This window comes from Frigoribacterium sp. Leaf415, from assembly GCF_001424645.1.
Taxonomy (GTDB): Bacteria; Actinomycetota; Actinomycetes; order Actinomycetales; family Microbacteriaceae; genus Frigoribacterium.
On sequence record NZ_LMQR01000001.1, the window covers coordinates 2823314 to 2840240 of the forward strand.

A 16927-nucleotide genomic window follows, 5' to 3' on the forward strand; every position below is an offset into this window, starting at 1 on the left:
CGACCCCCGTACCCACACTGACTGGGTTCGACACGCGAATATTCGTCGAGTCGAACCGAAGCGGCTCACCGCCGAGCAATTCGGCAAACTCACTCGCGTGCAGGCCGAGAAGTGGAACAAGGAGCGCGCCTTGTTTCACGCCAACCCGCCGTTCGTCCACACCCCGCAAGCGGACCTGCTTCTCGAAGCCATGGATTTTCTCGTGACGTCCAACCACCAGGCGATCGACGAGGCGAAGCCGGCGCTCCTGTTGGACGGTCGAGCCGGTCAAGGAAAAAGCGCTGTCATGCGTCACTACCTGCACAGCTTTCACAAGGAGCAAGCCGAGCTGCGGCAGCGTGTTCAAGCCCCAGCGCGCGGGAGCCGCCCCATCGACGTCGTGCACATCTCTATGCGCTCAGCAACGAACGAGCGAGGTCTGGCAGAGCGGCTCAGGGACTTCCTCGAGCTACCCCCCTTCAAAACCAACGAACGCGCCATGACGAATGCCGTCATCGACGCCCTGTTTGCCTGCAACGTCAAGATCGTCGCCATCGATGAACTGCACTTCATGGGCCGCTCGGTGGCCGCAGGGCACCGAATGAGCAACTACCTGAAAGACCTTCTCAACCAATCCCCCTGCACCTTCTTCTTCGCCGGCAACGACGTACTGGGAAGCGAAATCTTCCGCAAGAACGGTCAACCCGATGCTGCAGGCGAACAGTTCCTCAGCCTCGTGCAGCCGCATGCCGTCCGCCCATTCGCCATCGGCGACCGCAACCCCGAATGGATGCGCACCCTCGCCGCTATCGAAGGCAACCTCCGCCTCACCCGCCAGCAGGATGGCGACCTCTTCTACCGGTGTGCAGACGTCGTGTGGGCCCTCACCTCCGGAAGCTGGCGGAGCCTGGCACAACTCATAAACCAGGCCTGTGCTCGAGCCATCGCCACAGGGGAAGAGCGACTTACCCCAGAGCTCCTTCTCAAGATCCCCCTGAACGCCCTCTCGGCTACCCAGTCCCCAAAGCTCCTCGCCACCCTCGGCGACGGAACCTGGACGTCCCTCCCCGAACCCGCAAATGCCTAGGGTGCTCCACCTGGCAATAGTTGTCTGGCCGGAAGAGGGGGAGTCCTTCCAAAGCTGGATCAGACGGTATAGCTCACGACTCAAAGTCAGCGCCTTGCAGCTCTACCAGTGCTTCGCTTTCACTCAAGACGAAACGCGTCTTGTAGCCAGCACGCATGGGTTCAAATTCACCGCGGGCATTCTCAAGAAGCTCAGCGAGGCGACAGCCATCCCCGCTGATGTTCTTCGTGCGACGGCATTCGACAGGTTCGACCACATGCCGTCCCTGGAATTCGACGAAGACAACCGCCTGAAGAGGCTTCGAAACTGGGTAAAAGGCACCCACTCTCGCTACTGCCCACAGTGTCTCAGCGAGTCAGGTGGGGCATTTCAATTGACGTGGCAGTTGGGATGGACCTTTGTCTGCACGAGGCATCACTCGGTTCTGCAGGACTGGTGCTGGTCCTGCCAGGGGCCAATATCCGTGATGGCTCCTCCGGGACTGGTCTCACCGGCATCATCATTTTGCTTCCGGGAACTCGAAGCGGGCGAAAACAAACGACGCGAGCGTTGCGACGCCGACCTGACAGAAGGACACGCAGAACCCCTCCCGGTTGACCATCCGGTCGTCCAGGCTCAAATTTTCGTGAGCGCCTTCTTCGAGCAGGGCAACGTGCCCGATCAACGCCTCGACATCTCTGATCTCAGGGCCATGTGCCTTGCAGTTCTCGCGGTGACCGATCGGGCTGCTCTCGAGCAAGCTGCCAACCTGAGCTCAGGAGAACTGGCTGGCCTTGAACCGGACAGCAGAAGGGTTGGTGCCGTCGTCCCAAGCGACGCTCTCTTCTTCGGAGCTCTCATCTGCGCCGCAAAACCACTTCTCACTGGGACTGAAAAGGCCGAGTTTCGCCTCCTTCGGGAACTCGTGTTCAGCAAGACAGGCAAGGGGTCCGCGACTGCGTGGTGGAAGAACGGACCGACCGAGGTCATCAACACTTTCGGTGGATCTGAGCACACACGCAGGAGAATCGCTCATGCCATTGACGCCGATCTGACATCACGGCAACGCATCTGGTTCGCCAGCGCGACCCCTGCCAGCAGCGAGACCGCCGTAGCGGGAGTCGACCTTCCCGACACCCTCTGGGGTGAGTGGTTATATGCCCTCAACCCTGGCGGCCCCCGCCGAATCAACGAAGTGCGGCGCACCCTCGACGCAACGGTGAAGCAGTACGGCGGCGCCTACAAAGCGGGGCGTCCAGAGGAAGGCGGTTTTGCTGCCGCCGAGAAACAAGACACAGCGGCCGACATCAGTTCACTAATCCTTGCGGACAATTCGGGAAGCAGCGGGGACTTCATCGAGGCGATCGCTTATCTCTTCGATGCAGCTGGCAAGACACGCCCGCGGTTGAGTTACAACATCCGTAAGAGTCTGGTCAGAGCGGAAGACCCGAACTTCTTCCCGTTAGAACACTTGGTCGCCCTGCGAAAAAGCGTGGGAGCTCGTGTGGATGTCGCTCCCCGGTACAGTCAGGCCCGGGCTTATGCCTACGAGCGCCTCACAGGGTCCTACCTCGACCTCATGCCACAGAGAATGCGCCGCATCGACGGTCTGACCTATCGTCGCCCCCACATGACCGACTTCCTTCTAGGTCTCAGCGCACAGCTCAAGGAAGCCATAGATCACTACCTCGGGCTCATCCTCGAGGAGGCCGATCTAGAAGCTCCGATCCATGAAATGCCCGCCTTAGACCTACTGCCCACCCGACTGCAACCAGGCGGCCGAATCGACGAGCTCAATCTGAAGTCCTTTCACGAGCTTCTCGAGCGCGGCGTACGGACAGTCGTGGGACTTGGACGGTCGGCTGGCATCTCAGCGGAGACGGTCCCGCTTGTCGCCGCTGCTCGTCCACCGCACTACCGCAGTCAGCATTCATCTACGGCCGATTGGGCGGGACTGCGTCGGGACATTCGCGCGAGCCACGTCGTCAGACACCCCTGCGCGTCGCGAAGCAGGATTTGAGCGACTAGCGGGGCCTTGGTGCGACGCTAGGACGTCTCGCCCTCGACGACTCGGAGGGCGAGGTGGAGATCGGATGCCTCGACCGCATCACCGGTGATGGCGGAGAGGAATCCGGCCACGGTGAGGTGGGCGGCCTCTGAGGCGGGGTAGTCGATGGTGGTGAGACGGGGCACGACGACTTGGGAGATGGGCGTGTTGTCCATACCGATCAGCGCGATCTCTTCCGGGACCTGGCGCCCGCGGATGGTGGCAGCTGAGAGCAGCGCTGTCGCGATGTCGTCGTTGTAGCAGGCGATCGCGACCGGTGCCGGGGCTAGAGAGTCCAGCGCGGCCAGGGCCTCATCCCTGTTGACGCCTAGCTTCAGGATGGTCGGCGAGGGCAGGCCTTGAGCTTGGCACTCGTCGCGGACGCCCGATTCACGTTCGTCGCCGAAGACGTCCTGACGGGCGTCGAGGAGGCGGGCGAAAGCGACTTGACGGTGCCCTCGTTCTGTGAGGTATCGGACTTGAAGCCGTCCAATGTCGTAATTAGTTCCACTGTGGCTGTCGAGTGGGGACGAGGCGATGAACTGCACGCCGCGCGAGCGCATGATCTCCTGCTCCTTGACCGAGAAGGGCATGAAGGACAGAACCCCTCTGGGGTTGGCCGTCGAGATGAGCCGGTCGAACATCTCAGGCGAGGGGGTCGAGAACCTCAGCAGCAGCGTCAGCCCATGCTCGGCGAGTTCCTCAGTCGCCTTCTCGAGGATGTCCTGCAGGTTCACGCCGAAGGTCGTGTTGGGGATCAGTGCGACCACGAGGTCACTCGTTCCCCGCACGAGGCTGCGAGCGGCAGCCGATGGCTGGTACTTCAGCTCCCGCGCGGCCTGTTCAACCTTCTCGCGCGTAGCCACTGCGAACTTGCCGCCGCGTCCATTGAGGATCTCGCTGACCGTCGAACGAGACACGCCAGCGTGGAGAGCCACATCGCGACTGGTGGTGACCACGAACTCCCCTTCTCTGGCCTCTGTCTGTCCCAAGCGTACTGGCGACGAGTGCCGCCAACGCGATTTGCTACGTGACAACTGGCTTCTTCATCTGTATTGTCGCGTAACAACACCCGCCGAGCCCCCCATCGGCGTGTAGATCTGGCCGAGCCTCCTGTTCGGCGTTCACGACAATGGAGTTCTGATCTATGTCCGGAAAACTCTCTGACGACGCGTCGTCGGCCCCCGCTCCCGATCCTCGTTTCACCGAGATCCCGCTGAACCAGCCTGCGGCCACCCAGGTCGGGGCAGAACGCATCGCGGACGCGATGTCCGACGCCCCTGAGGCGCCGACGAAGAAGCTCCGCACGAGGTACCTCGTGGCGATCTACCTCGCGCAGCTGACCCTCTACGTCGCGTTCATCGTCCCTATCGCGTTCTCGCTCGCGGTACGGGTCGCACAGGTGGCTCCTGACAACCAGAACTCGGTCCTCGCTCTCGCCGTGGGCCTTCCCGGTCTCTTCGTCGTCCTCGGGACCCCGCTCGTGGGCGTCCTGAGCGATCGGACCCGTTCCCGGTTCGGCCGTCGTCGTCCGTGGCTCCTCTTCGGCAGCCTCCTGGGCCTCGTCGGGTCGTCGGCGATCGCCCTCACCGACGGCATCGCCGGACTCGTCATCGGCTGGTGCATCGCGTACACCGGCTACGGAGTCGTCTCGTCGATGCTGAACACGCACCTGGGTGACTCCCTGCCGGCCTTGCAGCGCGGACGTGTGATGGGAATCCTCGGCGCGATCACCCAGATCGCTCCGATCCTCGGCATCACCGTCGCCGGAGGCTTCGTCGCGAACCCGATCGGCCTGTTCCTGCTGCCGGCCGGCATCGCGTTCGTCGGCGGTCTGCTCTTCACCCTGGTGATGCGCGACCCCCAGTTCACCGGCGAACGTCCGCCGCTGAGACTCGCGAAGGTCTTCCAGGGCTTCTACTTCAACCCGCGCCGCTACCCGAACCTCGCCTGGGTCTGGATCAGCAAGGCCTTCGTCTTCCTCGCCATCTCGATGTCCGGTCTCTACGGCGTCTACCTCCTGACCAGCCGTCTCGAGCTGACCCCCGCCCAGGTCGGCGCCCTCCTGGCCGCCATCGGGATCCCTGGCGTCGTCACCGGCATCCTCGGCGCAGTCGGGGCCGGCTTCCTCTCCGACAAGCTCAAGACCCGCAAGCCCTTCCTGGTCTTCAGCGCCATCGTCCTCGGTGCGAGCATGATCGTGACCGGCACTGCGACGTCGATTCCCCAGTACGTCATCGGTGGCCTCATCCTCTCTCTCGCGATCGGGTGCTACGGCGCGGTCGACCAGGCGCTCGCGCTGGACGTCCTTCCGCGTGACACCGATGAGAACGGCCGCTTCCTGGCGATCATCGGCATCGGCAGCACGCTGCCGCAGGCGATCGGGCCCTTCATCGCCGGCGCCGTTCTCGCCCTCGGCGCCGGCAACTACACGGTCGTCTACTTCGCCGGCGCCGCCATCGCCGTGCTCGGAGCCCTCTTCATCATCCCCATCACGGCTGGCCGCCGGGCCGACCTCGCTACCCACAGCATCCAGGTCATGGATTGATCGCGGGTGGCAGGCGGTCACGCCTGCCACCCCACCTCCACGGCGTCCCGACCACCTGACGAACGACCCGTTCAATTTGAGCACGTCCACCACCGAGAGTTGCAGCGACCGCTGAGCACCGGCGCGACGGCCCCGCAGCAAGGAGCAGAACCATGACGACCACCGCATTCAATGACGGCTGGAGCGTCCGAGACAAGACGAGCATCTTCGAGAGCCTCCAGGGCGCCGCCGAGACCACGCCAGTCACGCTGCCGCACGACGCGCTCATCCACCGAGACCGCTCTGCCGACCCCGGACGCACCTCGCACACCGGCTACTTCCCCAGCGCGACGGTGGAGTACACGAAGACCATCGACATCCCCGAGGACTACCGGGACAAGCGTGTGACCCTCGAGCTGCAGGGCGTCCACCGGGACGCGATGGTCTACGTCAACGAGGTCTTCGCCGCGCAGCGTCCGTTCGGGTACTCCACCTTCTTCGTCCCGCTCGATGCCTTCCTGCACTACGGCGCCCCCAACACGATCCGCGTCGAGGCCCGCGCCCACGAGGACTCCCGCTGGTACACCGGCGTCGGCATCCACAGGGACACGCTGCTGCACGTCACGGAGTTCGTCCACATCACCCCCACCGGCGTGCAGATCACGACGCCGGACATCGACTCGCGCCGCGCCGTCGTCGAGATCGTCACGACGGTCCAGAACGAGAGCACCGGGACTGCCCAGCGCACGATCTCCACCGTCCTGCGCGACCCCGAGGGACACGTCGTCGCCACCGACACCGCCCCCCTCACCCTCCGTGCGGGAGCCGCCTCCGTCGCTCGCCAGCGGCTCTACGTCACGACTCCGCAGCTCTGGGACGTCGACAGTCCCTCCCTCTACACGGCCGCCACCACCCTCGCCGACACGGGGACCTCGGTCGAGGAGCGCGAGACGACGTTCGGCATCCGTACGCTCCAGCTCGATCCCGTCGACGGTCTGCGCATCAACGGGACGACCGTCAAGCTCCGTGGGGCGTGCCTCCACCACGACAACGGAATCCTCGGAGCCGCCACCATCGGCCGCGCCGAGGAGCGACGCGTGCAGCTGCTGAAGGACGCCGGGTTCAACGCGATCCGCAGCTCCCACAACCCGCTCAGCCAGGCGATGCTCGACGCCTGCGACCGTCACGGGATGCTCGTGATGGACGAGACCTTCGACATGTGGACCATCGGCAAGTCCGCCTTCGACTACTCCCTGTCCTTCCCGGAGTGGTGGGAACGCGACGTCGAAGCGCTCGTCGCCAAGGACTTCAACCACCCCTCGGTGATCTTCTACTCCATCGGCAACGAGATCCCCGAGACGGGGAACCCTCTCGGGTCCGACTGGGGCAGGAAGATCGCGGAGAAGATCCGGTCGCTCGACGAGACACGCTTCATCACGAACAGCATCAACGGATTCGTCGCCGCGATCACCGACGTCGCCCGCATGATGGCCGCCCAGCGCGAAGGGGAAGCTCCTGCCGGTGTGAACGCTGCGGGTGATTTCATGGGCGCGATCAACGCCTCCGACATGGTGACGGAGAAGACCGCCGAGTCCTTCGCCGCCGTCGACGTCGCCGGCATCAACTACGGCGAGACCCGGTACGTCGCCGACCGCGACGCCTTCCCCAACCGCATCATCGTCGGCACCGAGACCTTCCCCCGGAACATCGACGTCAACTGGCGCCTCGTCGAGGAGAACTCGCACGTCATCGGCGACTTCACCTGGACCGGCTGGGACTACCTCGGCGAGGTCGGGATCGGCCGCATCCAGTACCTCGCCGAGGGCGAGATGCCCGCCTTCGCAGCTCCCTACCCGTGGCTGGCTGCCTGGTGCGGGGACCTCGACATCACCGGCTTCCGCCGTCCCATGTCCTACTACCGGGAGACGGTCTTCGGGCTCCGTCACGAGCCCTACATCGCGGTGCGCCCGCCGCAGCACCACGACGCGCAGGCGTTCCCCAGCCCCTGGGCGTGGTCCGAAGCCGTCGCTGGCTGGACCTGGGACGTCCGGACCGGCTCTCCCACGACCGTCGAGGTCTACAGCGACGCCGACGAGATCGAACTGCTCCTCAACGGCGACAGCATCGGACGCGCCCCCACGGGCCGCGACCACAGCTACCGCACGACCTTCGAGGTGCCCTACGCGCCCGGCCAGCTGACCGCCGTAGCCCTCACCGCCGGAGAAGAAGTGAGCCGGGCGAGTCTGCGGACCGCCGCCGGAAGTGCTCGCCTGCAGGTGCTGGCCGACCGTGACCACCTCGTCGACGACACGTCCGACCTCAGCTTCGTCACGATCGAGTTCCGCGACGCCGACGGCACCCTCATCACCGGTGCCGACCGCGCCGTCCGGGTCGAGGTCAGCGGCGCCGCGGTCCTCCAGGGCCTCGGAAGCGCTCGCCCAGACCCCACCGAGAAGTACGACGCGGACACGCACACCACCTTCCAGGGGCGCCTGCTCGCCATCGTCCGGCCTACCGGAGTCGGACCCGTCAGCGTGCAGGTGACCGCCGACGGTGTCGAGGCCGCCACCCTCTCCCTCGACGTGGCCGCGGCGGGCGCCGAGCCAGCCCACGAGACCGTCCTCGACCCGGCCATCGGCCGATGAGCACCCAGGAGCAGCACATGCCGACATTCCGTCCCGGATTCCTCTGGGGAGCCGCCTCAGCCCCCCACCAGATCGAGGGCAACAACCTCGCCAGCGACTGGTGGCGCAACGAGGGCATCATCCCCGGTCTCGAGCCCAGCGGTGATGCCGTCGACAGCTACCACCGTTACCGCGAGGACATGCAGCTGCTCGCCGCCGCGGGCCTGGACACCTACCGCTTCGGCATCGAGTGGGCGCGGATCGAGCCGCGCGCCGGCCAGGTGTCACGGGCCGAGCTCGCGCACTACCGTCGGATGATCGACACCGCCCTCGAGCTGGGCCTCACCCCGGTCATCACCCTGAACCACTTCACGGTCCCGCTGTGGTTCGCGGAGGAGGGCGGCTGGACCGGTGACACGGCCCACGAGCGGTGGGGCAGCTTCGTCGACACCGTGATCCCGATCCTCACCGGAGTCGAGTGGATCATCACCTTCAACGAGCCGAACATGCTCTCGATGATGCTCAACGCGCAGAACGTCTTCGCGGATGCCGACGCGGACACCGGCGACTGGGTCAGCCCCACCGTCGAGGACCAGGAGAACACGGGGCGGGCGGCGATGCTCCCCGACCCGGACCCGGAGATCGGACGCCGTCTCGCCGAGCTGCACCACGCGGTGCGCGACCGGCTGCGCGAGCGCACCGGAGCGAAGGTCGGCTGGAGCATCGCCTGCCTGGCCCTGACCGCAGCCCCCGGCGGCGAGGAGACCCTCGAGAAGGTCCGCTACGTCTGGGAGGACCTCTACCTCGAGGCGTCCCGTGACGACGACTTCCTCGGCGTGCAGGCATACTCCTCGCAAGCTGTCGACAGCAAGGGCCTCGTCGCCCACCCGCCGCACCCGGACAACACCCTCACGGGCGCGGCCTACCGCCCCGACGCGCTGGGCATGGCCGTCCGCCATGCCGCCGACGTCGCACGGGTACCGATCCTGATCACGGAGAACGGCATCGCGACCGCGGACGACTCCCGCCGCATCGACTACATCGACGGCGCACTCGCAGGACTGGCCTCGGCCGTCGCCGACGGCATCGACGTCCGCGGCTACCTGCACTGGAGCATCCTCGACAACTACGAGTGGGGCCACTGGGGACCCACCTTCGGCCTCATAGCCGTCGACCGGACCACCTTCGTGCGCACCCCCAAGCCGAGCCTGGCCTGGCTCGGTCAGCGTGCAGCCGCCGAGAAGGCGCCCCATGACGGCTGAGACCCGACACGGGACCCCCGCAGACGCAAGCGGTCTCGAGCCCACCGCCGAGATCTCCCGCGGCACCACCGACCCCGAGAGGGATGAGCGCCTCCCGAAGCGGGCGAAGCTGATCATCGGGCTGCTCCTGGCCTCCGCGTTCGTGGTGATCCTCAACGAGACGATCATGGGTGTCGCACTCCCGAGCCTCATCCGCGACCTCGGGATCACCGCCTCCACCGCCCAGTGGCTGACCACCGCCTACCTCCTGACAATGGCCATCATCATCCCCACCACCGGGCAGGTCCTCCAACGCTTCGGCACCAAGTCGGTCTTCATCGCTGCGATGACGCTGTTCACCCTCGGCACGCTGATCGCCGCGGTCGCGCCTGGCTTCCCGGTCCTGCTGGCCGGCCGCGTCGTGCAGGCCAGCGGCACGGCGCTGATGATCCCGCTGCTGATGACCACCGTGCTGACCTTCGTCCCGGCCTCGCGCCGGGGACGCATGATGGGCCTGATCTCGATCGTCATCGCTGTCGCGCCGGCGGTCGGACCCACCATCTCCGGCCTGATCCTGAACTCGCTGTCCTGGCGATGGCTGTTCATCGTGGTGCTCCCCATCGCCCTCGTCGCGCTGGTCCTCGGTTCCCTCCTCATCACGGACATCGCCGAGACCCGGAAGACCCGCTTCGACGTTCTCTCGATCCTGCTCGCGGCGGTCGGTTTCGGTGGCCTCATCTTCGGGCTCAGCAGCCTGGGCGAGGCCGCCGGCGGAGAGGTCCACCTCCCGCCGGTGGTACCTGTGGCTGTCGGCGTGCTCGCCCTCGTCGCTTTCGTCCTCCGGTCGTTCTCACTGCAGAAGCAAGACCGAGCCCTGATGGACCTACGCCCTTTCCGGACACGAGCGTTCACGATCTCCACGCTCCTGGTCATCGTCAGCATGGCGACCCTGTTCGGGTCGCTGATCCTCCTGCCGATCTACCTCCAGGACGTCCTCGGCCTCGACACGCTGCAGACAGGACTGACACTTCTCCCCGGAGGAGTGGCGATGGGAGTCGCCGCACCGATCGTCGGGCGCCTCTTCGACCGATTCGGCCCCAGGCCGCTCGTCACCCCCGGCGCCGTCCTGCTCAGCGCCTCACTCTGGGGTCTGACCACCGTCGACGAGAGGACCGACGTCGCCCTGGTGATCGGAATCCACGTCGCGCTCAACGTCGGCCTCGGATTCATGCTCACCCCCCTCCTCACCTCGGCCCTGGGCTCACTGCCCAAGAACCTCTACTCCCACGGGTCCGCCATCGTGAACACCCTGCAACAGGTCGGCGGTGCCGCCGGAACGGCCCTGTTCATCACGCTGATGACCACCGGGACCGTCGCCGCGACAGCTGGTGGGTCCGATGCCACCGCCGCACAGGTAGCCGGTGTGCACACGGCCTTCATCTGGGGCGCCTGCATTTCGATCATCCCGGTGCTGCTGTCGCTCCTCGTCCGGCGTCCGACCGGCATCGACCGAAGCGACATGCCCGCGCACTGACAGGCACCCACCACCCCAACTCCCGCGGCGGGCTGCGAGCTCACTGCAGCCGCCCACCGCGGAGACCCTCACGCCCCGCCCCACAAGGAGAACGACATGACGACGAAGTCCGAGAACACCACCCGCGAACGGGCCACTGACGCACAGACCGCGCCCGACACTGCAGGCAGCGATGCGAGGCGCTTCGCCGGGAGGACGATCATCGTCACCGGAGCAGGCTCAGGCATCGGCCGGGCCACCGCTCGTCGTGTCATCGACGAGGGCGGTCGGGTGATCGCCGTCGATGTCGTCCCCGCAGGCATCGACGCGCTGGCGAGCACAGTCACGGATGGCTCGGTCATCGCCGTGACCGCCGACATCACCTCCGCGGACGGGGTCGCGTCCATCGTCGACGCAGCCGGCCCGGACATCGACGGCCTCGCCAACGTCGCCGGGATCATGGACGGGATGACCCCGCTCCACGAGACGGACGATGCCCTCTGGCGCCGGGTCCTCTCCGTGAACGTCGACGGCACCTTCGCCCTGAGCCGCGCGGTACTGCCCTCGATGCTGGCACGCGGCCGCGGATCGATCGTAAACATCGCCTCCGAGGCCGCCCTCCGCGGCAACGCGGCCGGGACCGCCTACACCGCGTCCAAGCACGCGGTCGTCGGCATCACCAAGAGCTCAGCCTTCCTCTACGGGCCCTCGGGCATCCGCACGAACGCTGTCGCTCCCGGACCTACCGCGACAGCCATCGAGGGCTCGATGGCTTCCCAGTTCGGAGCGGAACGACTCGGTCCCTTCTTCGCGATGATTCCCCCGATCGTCGACGCCGAGACGATCGCCGCCTCCATCACATGGCTGCTGAGTGACGACTCCCTGAACGTGAACGGCGTGGTCCTGGCCTCCGACGGGGGCTGGTCGGTCCAGTGACGACACGCGTCACCCAGGACCGGGCGCCACGCGCCCGTCGACAAGACCCGTTCCCGCTGAGCCGGGACTGATCGATGCCACCCCGCCTCACGACCGAGCAACGCCGTGTCGCACAGCTCGGATTTCTGATCAGGGCCAGGCGTTGCGAGCAAGGCATGCGCCAAGAGGACCTGGCTCAGCTCGCCCGCATCGCACCGGCCACCTTGCGTCGCATAGAACGGGGCGAGGGTGCCGGACCCAACGTGTTCGTCGTCCTGCGCCTCTTCGAGGAGCTTGATCTCCCCGTCGATCAGCTAACGCGAGTTCGCGGTTAGGCCACGACCTCGTGGTGCATGCACATATCCGGCTCGAGCCGACGAGCGCCTTCGCCGTCTCAATCGCTATGACTATCTAGAAGGACAACTCGTGAGTACGTTCGACGTCGCCCGCCTCGTGGGAAAGATGACCCTGGAGCAGAAGGTGGCTCAGCTTCGCGGCCTGTTCGCGACTGAGCTCTTCGTCTCCACGCCCGAGATCCAAGGGATCGATCCCGCGCGCGTGTCGATCATCCGTCCACACGGAGTCGGACACATCTCCATGGCGTGGTTCCTCGCAGATGAAGCCAACGAGCTGCGGTCACAGCTCGACGCCGTCCAGGAGCACGTGCGCGAAAGCTCTCCGTTCGGGATCGGCGCAATGGTGCATTTCGAGGCCATCAACGGGGTCGTGCACGATTCCGGACCACAGTTCCCGACAGCCTGGGCACAGGCAGCGTCCTGGAACCCCGGGCTCATCCGGCGGGCGGCCTCGGTCAGCTCCGCACTCACCGAGCAAATCGGCGGCCACGCCGTCTTCTCCCCGGTCATGGACCTGGCGCGCGATCCGCGCTGGGGCCGGGTGCACGAGACCTACGGCGAGGACCCTGAACTCGTGGCGCAGTGCTCCGTGGCGTTCGTCCAAGGCATCCAAGGCAGCACCGGTGAGCGGCCCATCCTCGCCACAGGGAAGCACTTCCTCGGCTACGGCGCGTCTGAGGGCGGTCTCAACCAGGCAATCACTCAACTCGGCCGTCGAGCACTCGTCGACGAGTACGCGGAACCCTTCCGTCGAGCCATCGCCGAAGCAGACCTCGCACTGATGATGAACTCGTACAACGAAGTCGACGGCGTGCCAGCAGCTGCCAACAGGTGGATGTTGACGGACCTCCTTCGCGGCGAGCTCGGGTTCACAGGACCTGTCGTCAGTGACTACTCGTCGATCGCGATGCTGCGAACCGTCTACCACACCGCTCCGGAACCCGGCGATGCAGCACGTCGCGCGCTAGAAGCCGGCCTCGACGCGGACCTTCCGGGCGGCGAGGAGTACGCCATGCTCGTCGAGGAGGTCCAGTCCGGACGCCTGGACGAGCGAGTCGTCGACCTCGCAGTCGAGCGCACTCTGCTGGCGAAGGCGCGAGCCGGGCTCATCCCGGAGTTCCGCAGGGCGAGCAACGAGCCCCACGTCGACCTCGAAGACGCCGCCCAGACTCGGCGCTCCATCGCCGATCAGTCCCTCGTGCTCCTCAGCAATGACGGCGTGCTGCCCCTCTCTGCTGACGAGGGTTCGGACGACCGCACGAAGATCGTGGTCATCGGACCGGCCACGGATGAGCTCCGCATCCACTTCGGGGCATACACGTCCGTTTCGAACATCGAGATGATGCGCGGATCCATGGCCCTCCGGGCCGGGGAGATTCCGGGGATCACGGCCGAGGAGGCGATCTTCACCGACATCTTCCAGGCACGGCTGCCGGGGATCGAGCCGACGTTCGAGGAGGCTGCGAAGAGACTCCACCCGGACGCATCCACCCTGCTCGGAGCCCTCCAGGCCCGGCGTCCCGACGTCACGTTCGTCGAACTCGGCGACCTGATGCCCGACGCTGCTGTCCTCGAGGAGGCGGCGGTCGCCAGTGCCGTCCGCGGTGCAGATCTCGTGATCGCAGCGCTGGGCGAGCGCACCGGGTGGGTAGGCAACAACACGGCGGGCGAGGGACAGTCCACCAGTGAACCCCGCCTGCCCGGGAACCAGGAGCAGCTCGTCGCTCTCCTGGCCGGCACCGGTGTTCCCATCGTGAGCGTCATCGTCACCGGAAGGCCCCTGCTGCTCTCCGACGTCGTGGAGCAGTCGAGCGCAGTGCTCATCGCACCCCTTCTCGGCGAGGAAGGCGGGGAGGCCATCGCTCGGGCGCTGTTCGGCGAAGTGAACCCGAGCGGCAAGCTCCCCAGCACCTTCCCGCGATCGATCGGGCAGATCCCGACCTACCACGGGCACCACTTCGGCAGCGGTTACGACCACCCGACCGGCATCCGCCACGGCTACAACGACCTCGCCTCGCAGAGCCCCCTGTTCGCCTTCGGCCACGGGCTGTCCTACACCGAGTTCGACCTGACCCCAGGAGGGTCCGAGCCGACCGTGACGCCCGACGGCCAGCTGGCGCTGTCGATCACGGTCCGCAACACCGGGGCCCGCGCTGGCGACACCGTCGTCCAGCTCTATGCCCGCGACGAGGAGGCCTCAGTCGTGCGCCCCGTGCGCCAGCTCGTCGCCTTCGAACGAGTCGGACTCGACGTCGGACAGGAGAAGACGATCGAGCTCTCGGCACCGGTCGCGCGACTCGCTTTCACCGGACTCGACGACAAGCGAGTGATCGAGGCCGGGCGGGTGACCCTGAGCGTCGGCTTCGCCTCGGACGACATCCGCGCGACTTCCGAGGTCGAGATCCTCAGTTCTTCCACCTCCCTCTGACATCGCGTCAGGGGCGGGAAGGAAGCGTCGCGACCTCCCCGGCACTGACCACGACGACTCGACAGCCTCACCCGAACAGGAGATCGACCCCCATGACCGACACCACCACGCCCAGCGAGACCGACCCGAGCCACGGGAGCGCCCGCCTGCGCCTGCGCACCGGTCAGCCCACGACCCCGATCAGTCCGACCCTCTACGGCCTGTTCCTCGAGGACATCAACTTCGGCTGCGACGGCGGCCTGTCCGCCAACCTCGTGAACAACTACAGCTTCGAGGGCGTCTACCTCACCAACGGCACACTGCCCTACGCTCCACTGGAGCTCATTCCCGACGGAGCACGCGAGCGCTTCGCGGCCATGGCCCCGGAGGACCTGCCCCTCGAGGCCACCACCCCCGCCGGACGGCACCGGGACCAGCTTCGCCACTGGCGCCTCGAGGGCGGACGCCTCGAGTCCTCCCGGCTCGGAGCCGCCACGCCGGGGGCCTCGTTCGCACGGCTGCAGCTCGACGGCGGCCAGGCGACGCTCGAGAACCACGGCTACCCCGGCGGACGCCCCGGCATGGCCTTCGACACCGAGAGGCCGATGCTGCTGAGCCTGCTCCTCCGCACCGACGCCTTCGACGGAACACTCGAGGCCCGCCTCGTCGACACCGCCGGGACCGTCGTGGCCTCCGGAGCCCTTCACCAGGACGCCCCAGGATGGCATCAGTGCCAGGTCCGGCTCACCCCCGCCACCACCACGCTCGGCTCGCTGCAGCTCGTCCTCACCGGCTCAGGCACCGTCGACGTGGACGAGGTCCGACTCGTCCACGAGGACCACTGGGGTGCAGGCGACCCGCGCTGGAGCCAGGGCCTGCTCCGCCGCGACCTCGTCGAGGCGCTCGGTGCGCTCAAACCGAGCTTCCTGCGATTCCCCGGCGGCTGCATCGTCGAGGGCTGCGGCGACGGCAGCCACTTCGACTGGAAGAAGACCGTCGGCCCCCTCGTCACCCGCCGGGCCGAGTACAACCTCTGGGGTCAGGCACGCGAGGACGGCGACTACAGCCAGAGCAACCAGATCGGCTTCTACGAGTACTTCCTGCTGTGCGAGGACCTCGGCCTGGCACCGATACCGGTCGTCTGGGCCGGCGACAGCTGCCAGACGCGGCAGGACGAGCACCTGCCCCTCGAGAGCGCCGAGTTCGCAGCAGTGATCCAGGACGCCCTCGACCTGATCGAGTGGGCGACCGGTGACGCCACGACGAACCACTGGGCAGCTCTGCGTGCTGCGGCCGGCCACCCCGAGCCGTTCCCGCTCGACCACCTCGGCATCGGGAACGAGAACTTCGGGCCGGAATACCTGGCCCACTTCCAGCGGATCAAGGACGCCGTCGACAGAGCTCACCCCGGGCTGACCGTCATCGTCAACGGCGGGGTGATCCGGCCGGACGAGACGGCCGACCCTGCATGGGAGATCTACGGCGAGGACGAGAAGGTCCTGGTCGACGAGCACTTCTACAACTCACCGGCATGGCTGTTCAACGCGACCGACCGCTACGACTCCTACCCGCGCGGTGGTGCCCGTCTCTTCCTCGGCGAATACGCCGCCTACCTCGGCTACGACCTCGGCGACAGGCACCCCGCCGTCCCGGAGGACATGCTCGCGCCCGAGCCGAACACATGGCTCAGCGCACTCGCCGAAGCTGCGTTCCTCACCGGCGTCGAGCGCAACGCCGACGTCGTCGCCTTCAGCTGCTACGCCCCGCTGCTCAACCTCGTCGAGAACGGGCAGTGGCCGCACTGCCTCATCGACTTCAGCCCGAGCCACGTCGTGCAGACCGCGAACTACTTCGTGCAGCAGCTGTTCGCCACCCGCGTCGGCGAGCACGTCGTGCCGCTCGACGGCGAATTGCCGGACGGTGTCTTCGCCTCCGCCACCCTCGGAGACGGGGTCCTGCACCTGAAACTGGTCTCGATCGGAGCGACCCCGGTCACGATCGCACTCGAGGTCGACGGAGCGCAGGACGGGGCAGCTGCCGGCACCGTGATCGGCGGCCGCCTCGACGCCGTCAACAGGCTCTCCTTCGACGGTGAGCCACGGATGGAGGTGGAGCCGCGGACAGTCGAGCTGCAGGTCCGCAACGGTTCAGTCGACGTGGTGCTCGAGCCCACCAGCGTGCTCGCCGTCTCGATCGCCACCGCGGCCCCCGCCCCCGCCCCCGCCGTATGAACCCTGACGAACCTCGAACTG

11 protein-coding genes are annotated in these 16927 nt (G+C 66.7%); 10 read left to right on the top strand and 1 reads right to left on the bottom strand.

Annotated elements, in window-relative coordinates:
• The first annotated feature begins 97 nt into the window (after positions 1 to 97).
• Together ASG28_RS13115 and ASG28_RS16175 are read left to right on the top strand one after the other, a co-directional pair.
• Positions 98 to 1066, top strand: a complete 969-nt coding sequence (locus ASG28_RS13115) for an AAA family ATPase (protein ID WP_055975881.1) — start codon at positions 98 to 100, stop codon at positions 1064 to 1066.
• Positions 1059 to 3065 carry a TniQ family protein gene (locus ASG28_RS16175; protein WP_082454653.1) on the top strand — a complete coding sequence of 669 codons (2007 nt, stop codon included), beginning with the start codon at positions 1059 to 1061 and terminating at the stop codon, positions 3063 to 3065. Before ASG28_RS13115 ends, ASG28_RS16175 begins: the two co-directional genes overlap by 8 nt.
• Positions 3066 to 3091: 26 nt before the next feature.
• On the opposite strand, the gene ASG28_RS13120 is transcribed toward ASG28_RS16175, so the two are convergent.
• Entirely contained in the window at positions 3092 to 4051 is a 960-nt protein-coding gene (locus ASG28_RS13120; protein WP_162235710.1) for a LacI family DNA-binding transcriptional regulator, read from the bottom strand.
• Positions 4052 to 4239: 188 nt separating this feature from the next.
• Between ASG28_RS13120 and ASG28_RS13125 the strand changes: the two genes are divergently transcribed.
• The 8 genes from ASG28_RS13125 (at position 4240) to ASG28_RS13160 (ending at position 16906) form a co-directional block, all read left to right on the top strand.
• A complete protein-coding gene (locus ASG28_RS13125; RefSeq protein WP_055975887.1) occupies positions 4240 to 5640 on the top strand; it encodes an MFS transporter in 1401 nt (466 codons plus the stop codon).
• 152 nt (positions 5641 to 5792) lie between these two features.
• Positions 5793 to 8264, top strand: coding sequence for a glycoside hydrolase family 2 TIM barrel-domain containing protein (locus tag ASG28_RS13130; RefSeq protein WP_055975890.1), 2472 nt, complete (start codon positions 5793 to 5795; stop codon positions 8262 to 8264).
• A 17-nt stretch (positions 8265 to 8281) separates the two neighbouring features.
• On the top strand, positions 8282 to 9505 hold the full coding sequence (locus ASG28_RS13135; RefSeq protein WP_055977621.1) for a family 1 glycosylhydrolase: 1224 nt from the start codon (positions 8282 to 8284) through the stop codon (positions 9503 to 9505).
• Positions 9495 to 11018: an MDR family MFS transporter gene (locus tag ASG28_RS13140; RefSeq protein WP_082454655.1), complete on the top strand. Its 1524-nt coding sequence runs from the start codon at positions 9495 to 9497 to the stop codon at positions 11016 to 11018. The genes ASG28_RS13135 and ASG28_RS13140 overlap by 11 nt, the downstream gene beginning before the upstream one ends.
• 96 nt (positions 11019 to 11114) lie before the next feature.
• Positions 11115 to 11933: an SDR family NAD(P)-dependent oxidoreductase gene (locus tag ASG28_RS13145; RefSeq protein ID WP_082454656.1), complete on the top strand. Its 819-nt coding sequence runs from the start codon at positions 11115 to 11117 to the stop codon at positions 11931 to 11933.
• A 74-nt stretch (positions 11934 to 12007) separates the two neighbouring features.
• Positions 12008 to 12247: a helix-turn-helix domain-containing protein gene (locus ASG28_RS17115; RefSeq protein WP_055975893.1), complete on the top strand. Its 240-nt coding sequence runs from the start codon at positions 12008 to 12010 to the stop codon at positions 12245 to 12247.
• 91 nt (positions 12248 to 12338) lie between these two features.
• Positions 12339 to 14696 (top strand): glycoside hydrolase family 3 N-terminal domain-containing protein, encoded by a 2358-nt coding sequence (locus ASG28_RS13155; protein ID WP_235477791.1) that lies wholly within the window; start codon positions 12339 to 12341, stop codon positions 14694 to 14696.
• A 92-nt stretch (positions 14697 to 14788) separates the two neighbouring features.
• Positions 14789 to 16906: an alpha-L-arabinofuranosidase C-terminal domain-containing protein gene (locus tag ASG28_RS13160; protein ID WP_055975896.1), complete on the top strand. Its 2118-nt coding sequence runs from the start codon at positions 14789 to 14791 to the stop codon at positions 16904 to 16906.
• Positions 16907 to 16927 lie beyond the last annotated feature (21 nt).

Coding starts and splice junctions, on each gene's coding strand:
- ASG28_RS13130 (WP_055975890.1), top strand. CDS start 5,793: ATGACGACCACCGCATTCAATGACGGCTGGAGCGTCCGAGACAAGACG.
- ASG28_RS13125 (WP_055975887.1), top strand. CDS start 4,240: ATGTCCGGAAAACTCTCTGACGACGCGTCGTCGGCCCCCGCTCCCGAT.
- ASG28_RS13145 (WP_082454656.1), top strand. CDS start 11,115: ATGACGACGAAGTCCGAGAACACCACCCGCGAACGGGCCACTGACGCA.
- ASG28_RS13160 (WP_055975896.1), top strand. CDS start 14,789: ATGACCGACACCACCACGCCCAGCGAGACCGACCCGAGCCACGGGAGC.
- ASG28_RS13135 (WP_055977621.1), top strand. CDS start 8,282: ATGCCGACATTCCGTCCCGGATTCCTCTGGGGAGCCGCCTCAGCCCCC.
- ASG28_RS13140 (WP_082454655.1), top strand. CDS start 9,495: ATGACGGCTGAGACCCGACACGGGACCCCCGCAGACGCAAGCGGTCTC.
- ASG28_RS16175 (WP_082454653.1), top strand. CDS start 1,059: ATGCCTAGGGTGCTCCACCTGGCAATAGTTGTCTGGCCGGAAGAGGGG.
- ASG28_RS17115 (WP_055975893.1), top strand. CDS start 12,008: ATGCCACCCCGCCTCACGACCGAGCAACGCCGTGTCGCACAGCTCGGA.